Source organism: Acinetobacter sp. LF10 (genome assembly GCF_048585715.1).
GTDB lineage: Bacteria > Pseudomonadota > Gammaproteobacteria > Pseudomonadales > Moraxellaceae > Acinetobacter.
In genome coordinates this window covers 123,513-140,057 of the sequence record NZ_CP184160.1, presented here as the reverse complement: position 1 = coordinate 140,057, position 16,545 = coordinate 123,513, and the positions used below count along the sequence as shown (strand labels likewise).

The 16,545-nt window shown below is 38.7% G+C and carries 19 protein-coding genes; 7 read left to right on the top strand and 12 right to left on the bottom strand.

Going from position 1 to position 16,545, the window contains the following annotated elements:
* Window positions 1-43: 43 nt before the first annotated feature.
* From murC to ACN19N_RS00650, 4 genes are all read right to left on the bottom strand, one after another.
* Window positions 44-1,495, bottom strand: a complete 1,452-nt coding sequence (murC, locus tag ACN19N_RS00665; RefSeq protein ID WP_269229345.1) for a UDP-N-acetylmuramate--L-alanine ligase — start codon at window positions 1,493-1,495, stop codon at window positions 44-46.
* A gap of 13 nt (window positions 1,496-1,508) precedes the next feature.
* A complete protein-coding gene (gene murG / locus ACN19N_RS00660) occupies window positions 1,509-2,606 on the bottom strand; it encodes an undecaprenyldiphospho-muramoylpentapeptide beta-N-acetylglucosaminyltransferase (protein WP_269238702.1) in 1,098 nt (365 codons plus the stop codon).
* A 226-nt stretch (window positions 2,607-2,832) separates the two neighbouring features.
* Window positions 2,833-3,777, bottom strand: coding sequence for a glutathione synthase (gene gshB, locus ACN19N_RS00655; RefSeq protein ID WP_269238703.1), 945 nt, complete (start codon window positions 3,775-3,777; stop codon window positions 2,833-2,835).
* A gap of 223 nt (window positions 3,778-4,000) precedes the next feature.
* Window positions 4,001-4,483: a glutathione peroxidase gene (locus tag ACN19N_RS00650; RefSeq protein ID WP_005052532.1), complete on the bottom strand. Its 483-nt coding sequence runs from the start codon at window positions 4,481-4,483 to the stop codon at window positions 4,001-4,003.
* A gap of 179 nt (window positions 4,484-4,662) precedes the next feature.
* Between ACN19N_RS00650 and ACN19N_RS00645 the strand changes: the two genes are divergently transcribed.
* From ACN19N_RS00645 to ACN19N_RS00635, 3 genes are all read left to right on the top strand, one after another.
* Window positions 4,663-5,115 carry a MarR family winged helix-turn-helix transcriptional regulator gene (locus ACN19N_RS00645; RefSeq protein WP_293741629.1) on the top strand — a complete coding sequence of 151 codons (453 nt, stop codon included), beginning with the start codon at window positions 4,663-4,665 and terminating at the stop codon, window positions 5,113-5,115.
* Window positions 5,116-5,292: a DUF3565 domain-containing protein gene (locus tag ACN19N_RS00640; protein WP_420001786.1), complete on the top strand. Its 177-nt coding sequence runs from the start codon at window positions 5,116-5,118 to the stop codon at window positions 5,290-5,292. It abuts the gene before it with no gap.
* A gap of 97 nt (window positions 5,293-5,389) precedes the next feature.
* Window positions 5,390-6,268, top strand: a complete 879-nt coding sequence (locus ACN19N_RS00635; RefSeq protein WP_420001785.1) for a viperin family antiviral radical SAM protein — start codon at window positions 5,390-5,392, stop codon at window positions 6,266-6,268.
* A gap of 7 nt (window positions 6,269-6,275) precedes the next feature.
* On the opposite strand, the gene ACN19N_RS00630 is transcribed toward ACN19N_RS00635, so the two are convergent.
* Genes ACN19N_RS00630 through pyrE form a run of 3 tightly spaced genes read right to left on the bottom strand, consistent with a single transcriptional unit; the run spans window position 6,276 to window position 7,683 of the window.
* Complete coding sequence (locus tag ACN19N_RS00630; RefSeq protein ID WP_420001784.1) at window positions 6,276-6,563, bottom strand: hypothetical protein; 288 nt, start codon at window positions 6,561-6,563, stop codon at window positions 6,276-6,278.
* Complete coding sequence (locus tag ACN19N_RS00625; RefSeq protein ID WP_420001783.1) at window positions 6,535-6,984, bottom strand: hypothetical protein; 450 nt, start codon at window positions 6,982-6,984, stop codon at window positions 6,535-6,537. Before ACN19N_RS00625 ends, ACN19N_RS00630 begins: the two co-directional genes overlap by 29 nt.
* Window positions 6,985-7,032: 48 nt before the next feature.
* Window positions 7,033-7,683, bottom strand: coding sequence for an orotate phosphoribosyltransferase (pyrE, locus tag ACN19N_RS00620; protein WP_420001782.1), 651 nt, complete (start codon window positions 7,681-7,683; stop codon window positions 7,033-7,035).
* Window positions 7,684-7,724: 41 nt separating this feature from the next.
* Between pyrE and ACN19N_RS00615 the strand changes: the two genes are divergently transcribed.
* A complete protein-coding gene (locus tag ACN19N_RS00615) occupies window positions 7,725-8,549 on the top strand; it encodes an exodeoxyribonuclease III (protein ID WP_005219243.1) in 825 nt (274 codons plus the stop codon).
* A 441-nt stretch (window positions 8,550-8,990) separates the two neighbouring features.
* A complete protein-coding gene (locus tag ACN19N_RS00610) occupies window positions 8,991-9,341 on the top strand; it encodes an arsenate reductase (RefSeq protein WP_087537239.1) in 351 nt (116 codons plus the stop codon).
* Window positions 9,342-9,398: 57 nt separating this feature from the next.
* On the opposite strand, the gene ACN19N_RS00605 is transcribed toward ACN19N_RS00610, so the two are convergent.
* Complete coding sequence (locus ACN19N_RS00605; RefSeq protein ID WP_420001781.1) at window positions 9,399-9,836, bottom strand: DUF2147 domain-containing protein; 438 nt, start codon at window positions 9,834-9,836, stop codon at window positions 9,399-9,401.
* Window positions 9,837-10,023: 187 nt separating this feature from the next.
* Here ACN19N_RS00605 and ACN19N_RS00600 point away from each other — a divergent pair, with 187 nt between their 5' ends.
* Complete coding sequence (locus ACN19N_RS00600; protein WP_420001780.1) at window positions 10,024-10,935, top strand: alpha/beta hydrolase; 912 nt, start codon at window positions 10,024-10,026, stop codon at window positions 10,933-10,935.
* Window positions 10,936-11,224: 289 nt separating this feature from the next.
* Complete coding sequence (locus ACN19N_RS00595; RefSeq protein WP_420001779.1) at window positions 11,225-12,409, top strand: GGDEF domain-containing protein; 1,185 nt, start codon at window positions 11,225-11,227, stop codon at window positions 12,407-12,409.
* A gap of 44 nt (window positions 12,410-12,453) precedes the next feature.
* Here the strand turns inward: ACN19N_RS00595 and ACN19N_RS00590 are convergent, their stop codons facing one another.
* From ACN19N_RS00590 to ACN19N_RS00575, 4 genes are all read right to left on the bottom strand, one after another.
* Window positions 12,454-13,149 carry a glutathione S-transferase family protein gene (locus tag ACN19N_RS00590; protein WP_269229334.1) on the bottom strand — a complete coding sequence of 232 codons (696 nt, stop codon included), beginning with the start codon at window positions 13,147-13,149 and terminating at the stop codon, window positions 12,454-12,456.
* Between the two features lie 2 nt (window positions 13,150-13,151).
* On the bottom strand, window positions 13,152-14,999 hold the full coding sequence (gene dsbD, locus ACN19N_RS00585; RefSeq protein ID WP_269229333.1) for a protein-disulfide reductase DsbD: 1,848 nt from the start codon (window positions 14,997-14,999) through the stop codon (window positions 13,152-13,154).
* A 77-nt stretch (window positions 15,000-15,076) separates the two neighbouring features.
* Complete coding sequence (locus ACN19N_RS00580; protein ID WP_269229332.1) at window positions 15,077-15,844, bottom strand: transporter; 768 nt, start codon at window positions 15,842-15,844, stop codon at window positions 15,077-15,079.
* A gap of 31 nt (window positions 15,845-15,875) precedes the next feature.
* Window positions 15,876-16,421: an ankyrin repeat domain-containing protein gene (locus tag ACN19N_RS00575; protein ID WP_269229331.1), complete on the bottom strand. Its 546-nt coding sequence runs from the start codon at window positions 16,419-16,421 to the stop codon at window positions 15,876-15,878.
* Between the last annotated feature and the right edge of the window lie 124 nt (window positions 16,422-16,545).

Sequence of the window (16,545 nt, the reverse complement as noted above, 5' to 3'; positions counted from 1 at the left end):
TCTCCCTTTTCAAAGGGAGGAGTTCCCCCTTTAACAAAGGGGGTTAGGGGGATTTGGCATACAAACGATGCTGAGCCAATTCTACCGAAATTGCGCCCACGTTACCCGCGCCTTGTGTTAATAGCAAGTCATTCGCTTGTAACACTTTTTGTAAAACATTCGGCAAATTGCCATCAACTGGATCAACTAGAATCGGTTCAACTTCACCACGTAAACGAATACTGCGTGCCAAAGCACGGCTATCCGCACCCACAATCGGTTTTTCACCTGCTGGATAGACTTCCAGTAATAACAGTTGATCCACTTGCGATAACACATCGACGAAATCATCAAAACAATCACGGGTACGACTATAACGGTGTGGTTGGAACAACATTACCAAACGACGGTCGGGATGGCTGGCACGCGCTGCTTTAATGGTGGCTTCTACCTCTTTCGGATGGTGACCATAGTCATCGACCAATTTCACCAAGCCTTCGCCCACTTCAAATTCACCTTGAACTTGGAAGCGACGACCCACTCCACTGAAGCCTTCTAAAGCACGGCAAATCGCACCATCAGAAACACCTTCATCAGTTGCCACACCAATCGCAGCCAATGCATTCAAGACATTATGCAGACCTGGTTGATTGATAGTGACGCGTAATGGCTCACGATCTTTACGCAGTACAGTAAAGTGCGATTGCATACCTTCTTGTACCACATCGACTGCACGAATATCGTTATCTTCACCAAAACCGTAAGTCAAAGTTGGACGACCAATACGAGGAAGAATTTCACGAATATTAGCATCATCACCACAGACGACTGCCAAACCATAGAATGGTAAATTATGTAAGAACTGAATAAAGGTGTCTTTTAACTTATCAAAGCTACCTTCATAAGTATCCATATGATCTGCATCAATATTGGTCACGATCGCAGCCATCGGTTGCAAATACAAGAAAGATGCATCTGACTCATCGGCTTCTGCAACGATAAAACGGCTTTCACCCAGTGCAGCATTGACACCTGTGCTATTCAGCAAACCACCAATCACGTAAGTTGGATCTAGATTTTCTTCTGCCAACATCGTCGTTAATAAACTGGTTGTTGTGGTTTTACCATGTGTCCCTGCAACTGCAATACCGTGACGATAACGCATCAACTCACCTAGCATTTCTGCACGGCGCACAATCGGTGTGCGTTGTTCAATCGCGGCTTTAATTTCTGGATTTTCAGGATCAATCGCAGTTGATACTACTAGCACATTGGCATTTTTAATATTTTCAGCCGAATGCCCAATATAAACTTTAATACCATTGCTTTCGAGTTGCGCTGTGGTCTTTGAGGCTTTAATGTCTGAACCAGAAATTTTATAACCTTGATTGGCCAATACCTCGGCGATACCACACATCCCCGCACCACCAATCCCAACAAAGTGGATATGTTTAATACGGCGCATTTCCGGCACTTTGATGAGCTTTTTGGCTTGGTTTGGATTTTTTGGAGACATAAATAAACTCGAATTACAATTTTTTAATCAGATCAACCACATGCTGAGTTGCATTCGGTTGTGCTTGTTGACGTGCTTTAATTGCCATTTCAGACAGTAGTTGGCGATTTAATAATGTGGCTAACAACTCATCTAAAACAGCGGGTGTCATGTCTGCTTGTTGACAAATCTTCGCAGCACCGACATTTGCTAAAAATTTCGCATTTGCGGTCTGGTGATCATCCACTGCGATAGGCAGCGGAACAAACACTGCAGCAAGACCTGCAGTTGCGACTTCTGTAACCGTTAATGCGCCAGCACGGCAAATAATTAAATCAGCGTCACTGTAGGCTTTTGCCATATCATGAATAAATGGCTCAACTTGAATATTCAAACTTGCAGGCGCACCCTGATAACGCTCACGCGTTGTATCTTGCTGATTTTGGCCACATTGATGAAACACATTCAATGGAACATTGACCTTTTTCAGAGCTTCAGGCAAACGCTCATTCAGTGCTTGTGCACCCAGTGAACCACCAACAATCAAAATATTCAGTGGTAATCGTTCTTGCTCACGGGTTTGATAACGCCATGATGGGTTCAAAATCGCAGTAATTTCAGCACGCACAGGATTGCCTGTGGTCACGACTTTATCACTGTTTGCAAATGTATTTGGAAAAGCCTGACACACGGTCTTGGCAATACGCGCCAATTGGGTGTTGGTAAATCCTGCAATGGCATTCTGTTCATGGATTAACACAGGAATACCGAGTAAACGTGCAGCCAAGCCACCTGGTCCAGCGACATAACCACCGAAACCCGCCACAGCATCAATGTTTAATTGCTTCATATAGCGCATCGCGCTTAATGTTGCTTTTAGAATTTTAAATGGCGCACTCAGCTTACGTAAAATACCATTACCACGCACACCCTGAATATCAATTTGATAAATCGGAATATTTTGATCTTTAAGTAACCGATTTTCCATTCCTGTAGGCGTCGCTAACCAAGAGACTTGGCAGCCTTCTTGTTGCAGTTGTTTGGCAACAGCAAGCGCAGGGAAAACATGCCCACCTGTACCAGCGGCCATCATCATGACATGTTTAGCTTTGTTCTGTGGTGAATTGGTCACGGTCTAATTCTTCAACTCAAAAGAAGGTTATCGTCTATTGTTTTCGGGAGTTATTCTAATCCTAAAGCTTCATTCACGAAAAGCGAATTTCACCTGTTTACAACAGAAAGCTAAGCTTTTTTTAATTCTTTGTTGAAAACAAGGTTCTGCCAATATCCAAACGCCCATTTGCACATAAATTTAATCGAAATACAAACGGGCAGTTTGGTCAAAAAATAGCGTAATCTTAGCTGTTTCGCCCCACTTCTAGCACATCAAATAAATCGTCTGCAATCGAGGTTCCAAATTGTGCATCAATCTCACGGATACAGGTCGGACTGGTGACATTAATTTCAGTGACATAATTGCCAATCACATCAAGACCGACAAAAACCAAACCTTTTTCACGCAGGAAAGGTCCAACTTTCGCCGCAATCATTTTGTCATTTTCAGTGAGTGGACGTGCCTGACCTAGACCACCTGCCGCCAAATTACCTCGTACTTCACCATTTTGCGGAATACGCGCTAAACAATATGGAATCGGTTCACCATTGACCATCAAGATACGCTTATCACCTTCAACAATTTCAGGAATATAGCGTTGTGCCATGATTGGACATGTACCCATTTCGGTGAGCATTTCCAAAGTTGAACCAATATTTACCCCATCTTGGTATAAACGGAAAATACCCATCCCACCCATCCCATCCAAAGGTTTCACAATCACATCACCATGTTCTTTGATGAATTCACGAATCAAGCTTTGTTGTGAAGTCACCAAAGTAGGTACTTGTAACTCTGGGAATTGAGTCGCGAACAACTTTTCATTACAGTCGCGTAGCGATTGTGGTTTATTGATAATCCACGCCCCTTCACGCTCTGCTTGTTCCAGAATATAAGTGGTATAAACAAAATTCATATCAAAAGGTGGGTCTTTGCGCATCAACACCACATCGTAATCCGCCAATGACTCTTTGCGCTTCTCGCCCAACTCATAATAATGATCGTAATCTTCAAAAACTTGGAGTGGTGAAATCAAGCCAAAAGCTTTGCCTTGATCAATATATAAATCGTGTTGTAATGCATAACCCAATTCATGACCGCGACGGCTTGCCGCCCATAACATTGCCATCGTGGAATCTTTCTTGAGATTCACCGTTTCAATTGGGTCCATCACCACAAGTACACGCATAGTTTGACGCTCATATTTTTAATCTTGGCAAAAAGTATAGCGAAGTTTAATGGTGATGTTTAAACAAGTTATGTAATTATTAAATGTAAAAAATTCTAATTTATTCAAATCACTAGATTCGATTTATTTAAATAGATGACTTTCTGAGTGATAAAAATTAAAAAATTACTGGTAGATGATTTCGATACCAGTAATTTCTAAAGCATTCAATTTTATATTCAACTTATGCCAAGAGTTTCTGAATATCTTTGCTAATTTTTTCAGGTTTGGTGGTTGGTGAATAGCGTTTGATGACTTCACCATTTTGGTTAATCAAAAACTTGGTGAAATTCCATTTGATGCTTTCACTACCTAAAATACCTTTGGCTTCTGAAGTGAGATATTTATAAATCGGATGTGCATTTGAGCCATTCACATCAACTTTGGCAAACATTGGAAATGACACCCCATAGTTGCGCTGACAGAAGCTGCCAATTTCTTCATTGCTTGATGGGTCTTGGTTAGCAAACTGGTTACATGGAAAGCCTAAAATCACTAAACCTTGTTGTTGATAGTCCTGATATAGCTTCTCAAGTCCTTCGAATTGTGGGGTTAAGCCACATTGACTTGCCGTGTTCACCACCAATAAAACTTTGCCTTGATAATCTGCAAAGTTCTTTTGCTCACCTTCTAAAAGTTCAGCCTGAAAATCATAAATTGTGGTCATACAACATCTCGCTCTGATTCAATCAATCTTATTTGCTTAATAGCTTTGTCTATTTGTTCAGCTATGCGAATTAATATTGCACACAATTATATTGTGTGCAAGTTAATTATGCACAATATACTTTTGGGGCTTTTCAACTTATACTGCTTATGAGCAATTACGATGTTAAGGACAGAATCATGAGCGAATTTTCTCTTTTAGAAAACAAAGTGTGTTTTGCGATGTATTCCGCGACCAATGCAATGATTCGCCAATATCGTCCTTTGCTTCAGGAATACGATCTGACCTATCCGCAGTTTATTGTGTTACTGGCTTTGTATGAAAAGGACAATGTAACGTTGTCTGAAATTGGTCAAAAAACCTTTTTTGATTCGGGCACGCTGACGCCAATTATTAAAAAACTTGAAGAAAAACAGTTTTTAAAGCGCATTGCAGTCAAAGAAGATGAGCGTATGAAAAAGGTGATCTTGCTGGAAAAGGCACTTGCTGCAAAAGATGAAATTACCTTAATTCCTTTTAAACTCGCCTGTTCTTTGGGCGTTGATCCGAATGATTTGGTGGCAATTCATAATCTATGCCATCGTTTTTTAAAGGGTTTAGAGGATTCTAAACTCGAAAGTTTGAGTGAATAAATGCAGCAAGCCATTGTTGGTTTTCATCTCGATGACGAAGGACATTTCGTTGCTGATCTCGCATGTGGTCATACGCAACATGTACGCCATGATCCACCGTGGCAAAATCGCCCTTGGGTTTTGACGGAGCAAGGGCGTAAAGAAAAGTTAGGGGTGATGTTGGAATGTAAGAAATAATATTTTAACTAAATTATTGTCTCCAAAGTGTCTCCTAATAACTCAATTTTCTCAATTAAATTTTTTCTATCAGAAACAATTTAAAAAGGAAACTGAAATGCTGAATACAGTTAAAGAGCTTGTTGTCAATTGGCATATTACGGAAGCCTGCAACTACAAATGTGACTATTGCTTTGCAAAATGGAATCGTAATGATAAAGATATCATTCACTCTGAGTGGAAAATCGATGCTCTACTTAGACAAATTGAAAATATTAGACATTTGTTAAATCAAAAATCTAGCACTGTTTTATTTGAGACATTACGCTTAAATTTAGTAGGAGGAGAAACTTTTCTATATGAAAAACAGTTAAAAACAATTATCAATCTTTCAAAAAAGTATGGCTTTAAATTGTCAGCTATTACAAATGGCAGTCTCTTTAATTCAAATAATATAGAACTAATTGCTCAAAATTTTTCCTCTATAGGAGTTAGTGTTGACTCTTTAAATGAACAAACCAATTTATCAATAGGGCGCGCATCTAAAAGAAATATTTTTAACCCTTCAAATGTCCTAACTGCCATTAGTCAAATTAAAAATATCAATCCAAATATTGAAATCAAAATTAATACTGTTGTAAGTAAACTAAATTTTTCAGAGGATTTAAGTACTTTTATAAAGCAAATAGAACCAACTAAGTGGAAAATCTTTAAACTATTGCCAATTTATTCGAGCAAATTAGAAATTTTGGATGAGGAATTTTCCAAATTTATAATCCAACACTCAAATTTTAAATGCATAATTAGTGCAGAAAATAATGATGATATGACCGAATCATATTTGATGATCGACCCATTAGGTAGATTTTTTCAAAATGGTCTAGATCAAGGTTATCACTATAGTTCACCATTACATGAAATATCAGCAGAAAAAGCTTTACAGCAAATTAACTTCGATTGCCAAAAATTTATAACCCGTTATAGCAGGATTATTTAGTAACTTTTCATAAAAAGCTCTTAAATTCCATAAGAGCTTTTTTCTCTTCCCAAGAGCATTCACGTTCTAATAATTTTGATTCCATGAATACGATATATTTTTTAAACTCATCAATGGTTTCCTGATTTACACTCTGGCTCATCATACGATGCCTAGCTTTTTGTACTCGTTTGTAGAAACTCTTACCTCGATCTTTTATATCAAATTCAGAACAAAATTCTCTCAAATTACCTTTATAACATTGCTCTAGAAGACTATTAAATTTATCAGTAACCCCTATACTGCTGCATACCACTACGACATTCTCCTTTTGATCGATTCATATAGTATTGTGTGGATTTAATCACCTTATCATAATCAATTTGAACAAGCTTGTTCATTACACACCCACAATACTGCTCTGTTTCCGCCAAACTTAAATTAGACGTTTGAAATACTTTAGCCTCACATGCTTTTTCGAATTTTTTAAAATTTTTATCCGTCCACGAATTGTTATCCATCAAACTTTTGTATCCAATAAAAGCTACTGGTAATCCGATTAATGTAGCCCAGATCAAATGTTTATACTTGTGTTGTTTTTCTGTACCGTAAAACATTAAATGAGATTGGCAATCACCGCATTGATAACGACCTGTTTTTTGAGAGTCAATGATTAACCTATTATCACGCCCACACTCAGGGCAACGTATGTATGCATACTTTTCTAATTCAGACATAATAAGAAAGGGTGATTAAACACCCTATTTTATACAAGAAAGAATAATTTAGATACCGTACTTCACACGATAAGCCTGCATATTGGCTAAAGCGTCTTTCTCGCCTTTTGCATCCAAATAATCCATCAAATCTTTCATCGTGATTAAAGCATGCACAGGGATTTCGAGTTCTTTTTGTACTTCCTGAATCGCAGAAAGCTCACCTTGACCACGTTCTTGACGGTCTAGCGCAACCAACACTCCTGCAATCGTCGCACCCGCATTTTTTAAGATCGTTACAACTTCACGAATCGCAGTCCCCGCAGTGATCACATCATCAATGATCCAGACTTTTTGACCTGCAACCGATGCACCAACCAACACACCGCCTTCACCATGATCTTTGGCTTCTTTACGGTTAAAGCCCCAAGGAACGCTCTTGCCATGCACTTGAGACAATGCCACCGCAGTTGCCGCAACAAATGGAATACCTTTATAAGCAGGACCGAAAATCACACCGACATTGTCACACTGAACTAATTTATCAGCATAGCCTTCTGCTAATAAAGAAAGTGCTTCGCCATCATTGAGCAAACCTGCGTTAAAGAAATAAGGACTGACACGACCTGATTTTAAGGTAAACTCACCAAATTTAAGCACACCACGTGATAATGCGAGTTCGATAAAAGCTTGCGGATGAAATGACACAGGCGTTGTCATATAAGGTGCTCCAAATTCTTTAATTGAGGTTAGACAGACGTATGATACCAAAGGATAGCTATCCAAGTGATGTAAAAATTCTTCGAGTGGTTTCAATTAACGTAAATGGTCTACGTTCATCTGTGACCAAAGGTCTGCTTGAGTGGTTAGAACAGTCAGATGCCGATGTGGTGTGTATGCAAGAAAGCCGCATTACCCATGAACAATGGACGCATAAATTTAAACCAGAAGGTTGGTACACGCATCTATTCCCTGCTGAGCGTGCGGGCTATGCAGGCACAGCCATTTATAGTCGCTTACCCTTTGTCTCTGTACAAAATGGTTTAGGTTTTGAATTGGCGGATTCGCAAGGACGCTTTATCACAGCGGAATTCGATTTAGGTCTGTCACACCCTGTTCATATTGCTTCCTTATACTTACCATCAGGTTCAAGCGGTGATGAAGCACAAGCACGTAAAGATTTATTTCTTCAAGAATACGCCCAAATACTCAAACAATGGCGAGATGAAAATAAATCGATCATCGTGTGTGGTGATTACAATATCGTGCATAAGCGTATTGATATTAAAAACTGGTCAGGCAATCAGAAATCATCTGGCTGTTTGCCACATGAACGTGCATGGCTCGACCATATTTATGATGAACTTGGCTATGTAGATACCTTCCGTGAGGTACGAAAAGAAGCTGAATTGTATTCATGGTGGTCAAATCGTGGGCAAGCACGTGCGAAAAATGTCGGTTGGCGTATCGACTATCAAGCCTGCTCTCCAGATTGGAAAGCACGCACTGCAAATGCTTGGGTGTATAAAGAACAATGGTTTAGTGACCATGCACCTGTGATTATTGATTATAAAATACACGAATAAGTGAACGCATGTTCACTTTGACCGCCTCTTTAGCTTACATAACATGTCGTTTTTTGTGTATTTTTATTTACCAGCTGTAACGGCATTATAGCACCACGGCACAGGGAAGCGGTCAGGATGACCAAAAAAGGATAGGACGCCGTAGGAAGACAAAATAAACTTAGATTAAGTTTATTTGCAAGGATGAGACATTGGACGTTGAAATGAGACCCGCATGATCAGGATGATTAGATGCGGGTTTTCTCTTTTTTAGATATTAAATATTTTTCCTCTGCTTTGTATTTAGCCATTTAGTTCAAAAAATTAGAAAGATTTAGTCATTTAATCTACGCTTAATACATAACATCGATTTACTTGATAAAAATTTTCAACTGGTACATTCCCTGCCTTTTAAGTTAGGCTTTAACGCATATCTTTCATTGTGTTGTTATGGTTTTCAGTATGTTTAAAATTTATGGAATTAAAAATTGTAATTCGATGAAAAAAGCCTTTGATGCACTACAAGCAAAAGGAATTTCTTACGAATTTCATGATTATAAAAAACAAGGGATTGATGCCGACACTTTAGCAATTTGGCTAAAAGAGATTGGCGCAGATAAGGTTCTCAATAAAAAAGGTACGACTTGGCGTAAATTAACCGAAGCAGAACAGGCTCATGCAACAAGTAATCAGGAAAATTTGATTGAAACTTTAATTGCTCAGCCGAGTTTAATTAAACGTCCCGTTTTACAAACGCCTGAAGGCTTTGTAATTGGCTTTGATGAAGCGACCTATCAAAACCTCTCCGCTTAAAGAAATAAAATAAAAAACCGAGTCACAGGACTCGGTTTTTTTACGCTTAAAATGTAATTAGTTTGCACGAATCCAAGTTTGGTTACGACCAAGCGCCGCTACACCAATATAACCGCGTAATTTAAGCTTTTTACCACCTTCGATGATTTCAGCTTTCAATTTATAAGTTTTGCCAGTCTTAGGATCGAGAATCGAACCACCATCATAATTTACGCCACCAACATTTTTAAGGCTATGAACAATCGTTACCCCTTTTAATGTCTTATTATGAAATGTTCCTTCGCATTTTGAACATGCATTCTCTTGGCCTGGAACTAAATATTTTTGAATAGATGCTGTAAGCGTGCCATCCTTCAGCTCCGTAAATTTCACGATCGCTTTTGGTTGTTTTGTTTCATCATCAATGGTTTGCCATACTGAGCCATTTAATGCATCTGCAGCATTGGCAAAAGTTGTTAAACCGAGCAATCCAAATGCTAAAGCAATTTTCTTCATTTTTGTAATATCCTTAAGGGGTCTTTTCAAGACTAAGAGTATTGAGAATTTCTATCAATATTGCAATTCTTGATTATGACTATTGGGTATAGCCTGAGCAACAACAAAACATTGCTGTAATGACAGCGCAAGGCACACGAGTCAAAATTCTCTTAGTTATATACTGCCCTAACAATATGGAAAAATTATGAAATTTGGTACTGTTTGGAAATATTATTTTACTGAATCATTACTAAAAGCGACCATTCGTACGCCGAGTCAGTTTAATTTAGCCCCGAATGCTTTGCGACCTTTATTAGACCAACTTTGTCGTCTATTCCCCCAAAATCCAACAGTACAAATTCGACCATTGCGCTTAGCAGGCGTGCGTGGTGAAGAAATCAAAGCACAAGTTTCTGCCACACAACTTATTTTTCATATTCATGGCGGCGCTTTTTTCTTGGGGAGTTTAAATACTCATCGTGCCCTCATGACTGATATTGCTGCGCGCACGCAAATGCAAGTGGTTCATGTGGATTATCCTTTAGCTCCTGAACATGCTTTCCCTGAAGCAATTGATGCGATTTTTGACGTTTATCAAGCACTATTAGTACAAGGTATCCAACCCAAAGATATTATTATTTCGGGGGATTCTTGTGGTGCCAATCTCGCTTTAGCATTGTGCTTACGGTTAAAAGCACAACCTGACCTCATGCCAAGCGGTTTAATTTTAATGTCACCCTATTTAGACCTGACCCTCACCAGTGAATCATTACGCTTTAACCAAAAACATGATGCTCTGCTCTCTATTGAAGCCTTACAAGCAGGAATTAATCATTACTTAAAAGATGGTGTACAAGCGGATGATCCGCGTGTTTCACCTCTATTTGATGATCTTAAAGGCTTACCGCCAACACTGGTGCAAGTCGGTTCAAAAGAAATTTTACTGGATGATTCAAAACGCTTTAGAGAAAAAGCAGAAAAGGCTGGAGTCAAAGTACACTTTAAACTTTACACAGGCATGTGGCATAACTTCCAAATGTTTAATGCTTGGTTTCCAGAAGCTAAACAGGCTTTAGCAGATATTGCGGATTTTGCTCATGCAATTGATCGTGATTAAAACATAATGTGATGATTTTGCAGAAAATGGTCAGCTATGTCTGACCATTGTCATTCTTAATTCCTTTTTGTCATTATAAGAACAAACTGATCGAATATTTAGATTAAGCTTCCTTTTTTAAAGAATTTTTGCTCTCCTAATTTACATTAAAAAGCACATAGCTAGACTTCCTTCTCATTCTAAAAGTGCTATTGTTATTTTAATAATCGTTTAATAATATTTTTGATAACGAATTTACACTAATAACGTTTCTTAGGAATCTCATTGCATATAAGGAAACATGCCAATCATGAGGATTCATTTTAAGAGGTTAGTTGACAGAGAAAAATGGAATTTCTCGCAGTTCTGGGAACATGAACCATTAATTAATTGGAACATGTTAAAGAAATGTATTTTGTTGCTAATCTTAGCCTCACTTATAAGTCTATTTGGAATTATTTGGGACAGTTTTGTCTTGCTCAATCCATTTACATGGCAATGGGTAAATTTACCGTTGGTTCGATCTAAACTTTGGACCAATGTAATCATGCTTTTTGTCTTTTTAAGTTTGATTGTGCCCTGCTTTATTTATAAAGATAAATCTTGGGTAAAAGAAATCATTCCGATTTTAAGCGTACAGATCTTTACTGTTTTACTCTGTCATACAGGCTATCTGATTGGCAGTTTTAGTCCTGCAACCATGGTTGCCTATGTCAGTGTCGTGGGAGTAGGTCTGGTTCTGTTTGATCGTAAAATGATTTATTGTGCGCTGGTGCCAGCAACAATCGCACTGCTGTTTTGCAACTTTTTAAGTATGTATGGTGTCCTACAATATGCACCGATATTTAAGCTAGAAGTCCTGAATCAAGCTCAAATGCATCCTTTTTGGGTTGGCAGCATGTTTTTCTTCTTATTGCCAATTTTAATTGCTTGTTTACTGCTATTTGAAAGTCTACTCAAACAATGGCGAATTCGAGAAACAGCTATTCAAGTACTTAGTCGTTTAGATCCGCTCACGAATGTGATGAATCGTCGTAGTATTAGCAATCACTTAGAGCGCTTACATCAGCAACCCAATCAACTGTACTCGATTGTATTACTTGATTTAGATCATTTTAAAAATATTAACGATCATTTTGGGCATAGCGTGGGGGATCAAGTGTTGGTCAATGTTGCAAAATGTTTGGCGAATAATTTACGTGATCGAGATATGATTGGGCGCTTTGGGGGCGAGGAATTTATTTTATTATTGCCCAATACTACGCCTGCACAAGCACAAAATGTGGCTGAGCGCTGTCGCTTAGCGATTAGTGAGTTAAAATTTACCTCAGAAGATCATCAAGAGTTTTCTATCAGTGCCAGTTTTGGAATCAGTAGCACACTCAGTGCCGATGAACCTCACTTAATTATTAGTCAGGCAGATCAAGCATTGTATGCGGTAAAAGCATCTGGTCGAAATCAAGTCAAAATTTTTACTGAACTTTTCTTAAATTAATTCAATAAAGGCATCCAAAGATGCCTTTATTTTTGATCTGTTGTTTAGTCTTTTAAATATTCTTCACGATGATTACGATAAGGCTCATCAAAGGGTACAAACATCTGTTCTTGTTTGGCTCCTGCGATCCACTCTTGAACTGATGCCAAAGATAATATGTTGTGTATATAACTTTGGCTAGCAGCAGAGATGGGTAATTTATAACATTCAAAACGCATCGCCACAGGCGCATAAAATGCATCGGCTAGACTAAACTCACCACATAAAAACTGCTCTTCACTTGGTCGCTCTGACCAAATTTGATCAATTCGAGCGACGTCATTCCGTAATTGCTCATGGTCAGCCCAAAGTTCTTTTCCAATCTGGGACAAATCAGCCTCAACATTCATTGGACACAAATTACGTAAGCTTTGAAAACTACTATGCATTTCTGCACTAATGCATCGTGCTCTCGCTCGTTGCTTTCTATCTTGAGGTAGCGCATTCTTCTCTGGATTTTGTTCAGCAATATATTCACAAATCGCCAGACTATCCCAAATAATCAAATCATCATGAATGAGTGTTGGAACTTTGCCCGTTGAATTCAATTTTAAAATCTCAGTTTTAAATTGGCTATCAGCTTCAAAACTATCAAATTGAATTAAATGCTCCTGAAATGGAATGCCAAGTTGTTTTAATAAAATCCACGGTCGCATCGACCAAGTTGAATAATTTTTATTGCCAATAAACAGTTGATACATGATTATAATTTCCCTTTAAGCAAGGTGAGTTGTTGTAATAATTCTGATTTTTGAAAAGCACCAGTTAAACGCAGTGAACGTACTTCTTGTTGTTTTTGATCTAAAAATAAATAGGTTGGCGGTCCTAAAATATCCCATTGATTTAATAAGGCCTGATGCGACGCATCATAATGACTTAAATCAAGTTTAATCAAATAATAACGAGATAATGCCTGTTGAACTTCCGCATCTTTTAATACACGATGCTCAATCGGCTGACAAGCCACACACCAGTCTGCATACACATCAATCACAACGGCCCGATCTTTTGGTGCGTTGGCTAGAATCCGCTGAAAATCAGCAGCGGTTGTTGCGACATGCCACTCGGCTAATTTATCTGCCTGAACTGTGCTTAAATTTTGAATATGTTGATATTGGTTAAAAGCTAAAAACGGAACTGAGATCATCAGCAACAATGCATATAACCACTGTAATTGCCCTTTCTTCACAAACAGACGATATATCGCGAAACCAATAAATGCCATGCCCAATACAAGACTAAGTATTTGAATCGCTAATTCAGGCAACAACGGACGGATAAAATAAATACTTAAAGCCAACATCAAAAAGGCAAAAATAACCTTAATTTGATGCATCCATTCTCCTGCTTTCGGTAGTGCCTTTGCACCTAGAACACTGGCAAGCAGTAATGGAATACCCATACCAAATCCCAAGGTGAATAATAGTAAAGCACCTTGCCACTGATTTTGCGTTTGTGAAATAAAGAGTAATGTACCCGCTAGAGGTGCTGTCATACACGGACCGACTAACAATGCGGAGATCATGCCCATGATACTTGCACCAAGCAAAGTCCCACCTTGTTGTACTGACTGCATTTGGTCGAGGCGATTCACCCATTTCTGTGGCAGTTTCAATTCAAATAAACCAAACAGATTTAAAGCGAATACAACGAACAATAGACTAAATGCAACTAATGTCGCAGGTTGCTGTAACCATCGTTGGAAATTTAGCCCTGCCACAGAGGCAATTAAACCCAATACGGCATAGACCATTGCCATACTAAATACAAAAGTAAGTGCAATCGTCCACGCTTTAACGCCTTTATGTTCACGAACAATCAATGAGGTCAAAATCGGCAACATTGGTAAAGAACACGGCGTAAATGCCAATAAAATTCCTAAACCTAGAAATAATAACAAGCTATAAGCAAGAGAGTGCTGTGCCAATGTGCTTGACCACTGTTGGTCTTGCGCCATATTGGTTGAATCATTCAACTTTACATCATTAGATTTTTCAGTTGTAAGTTCATCCGTCTCTGCGGTCTGAGCATTTAAGCTATTCGCAGAACGAGCAACATCTAAAAAACGTTTTTGAGAATTAGAACTGACATTTTCGACACTGACCAACCCATCAGCATCGGTTTGAAATTCAATATTTTGAGGTGGATAGCAAATACGGTCTTTGGCACAACCCTGCCATGTAACACGATAATGTTGAGATGCTTGAGTGCTAATCTCAAACTCTGCTTGCTGATAATAAACTTGGCTATGACCATAGTTTTCATCGTACTGTTCAACTGCTTTGGGTAATTTCAACGTAACAGGTTGATTGCCTTGTTGAACCTCAAATTTGTGTTGATAGAGATAATAATTGGGCTGAATAGTCCAGTGTAACCGCGCTTGATTGGTTTTGGTCGATTCAACTGAAAATGCAAATGCCTGTTCAGGAGTCAGTAACGGTGCTGATAGATTGTCTTGAGCGTAAACCAAAGACGTACATAACAACAATAAAGTAGCCAAAAAGTAGCGCATTAATTGGCTAAGGTACCCACCCTGAACAGACATTCTCATGTTCATCTCACTGTAACTCTCCCGATAACTTAAGACTCATTTTGTAGAATGATTTCAAAAGTTAGCGGAGATTTTGACTAGAATAAAACAGATAAACCTAAACCACCGTTATAGCTTTTTTGATCGCCATTCAAATCGACACCTATACTGGCATCAAGTTGAGCTCGATCATTTAAGCTATAGACTAAACCTGTTCCTAAACCATATTCATAGTCTTGGCTTTCTGCTTTACGATAAACAAACTCTGAAAAACCAGATAATTTACCCGCAATTTTATAATCAATGGTTGGAATTGCTGTCACGGCCCAATCACTGTTTTGTGCTTCATAACGCATAGTAATTGATGTACCCACCAAATCGCTGAACTTATACGCAACTGCTGAAGTGAGGCTATAAATATCATCGTGATTCGTGAATTCATCATTGCCAGTCGCAATAATCGCTTCTGCTAACAATGCCATTGTTAAACGATCATCTTTTAAATTAATCGCCTTTTTCAAACCAATACTGACATCACCTAAACCATTGGTTTCTTTCTTAATGCCAGCATGTTTATATTGCTGCCAAACAGGACCTTGCCAACCCAGTTGCAGTTCTAGACCATCAGCTAAACCTGTGCGTAACAGCATGTCACCGTTCAATGTAAGCGTTTTATCTTTTACGCCATCGACCGTCCCTTCTTGATAGCTTACGCTCGGTAGTCCTTGCTCCCACGCCAAGTGACCTACAGGTGTAATACCCGTACCTATACCTGAGCCTGGGCGGTCAAAAGAGAAATCTGCTGCAAAAGCAGTGCTTGCCATCATTGATGCAGCAATCAAGCTCAATGTTCCAATTTTTTTCATGATTATCCCCTTTCTATTCTATTGGCTGAACTTATACCGTTAGCTCTTTTGACATTTTCGCACCATGGCTGCGTAATAACTCGAGAGTTTCACGTTCTTCTGGTAAAGATTCTGACCAGTCAATTTCATCGAAATCACAATCAAAAAACAGTTGGCTGATTGAAGATAAAATCGTTAAACCTTCTTCGTCACGTGTGTTCGGATCTACTTTTTCATCGAGTAAACGCTGTACAACAGGTACACATGCTGCACTAGCGGCATCCCAAAGTGGGCCGTAGAATTCTTCTGCATCCCATAAATGTAAATTGGCTTTTGCTTGAATCAATGCATCTAAAATGTGTAGGTAAACTTGCAGTTGTTGTTGTTTTTCAACGTCGGTCAATGGCTTGCCTGCTTCATAGGCTTCACACACATTTTCCCACCACACAAATAAACCATCACATACAATAGATACAGGAAAACCATGTTCAGGATCAATAAAGTTCGGGTCGAGTCCTGCAGCAAGTAAAGATTGCACTTGGTCTAAATCGAGTTGTTGTATGGCTTGCACCAAGGCTTGCTGCTGATTGCTTAACATGACCAATTCTCACATTGTATTGAATGTTTCTATTATGCCGAATATCCCGACAGGTTTTTATAAAACGATCTAAAAATCATGTATAAATTTGATACACGCATAAAAAAAGCCCACAATTGGGCTT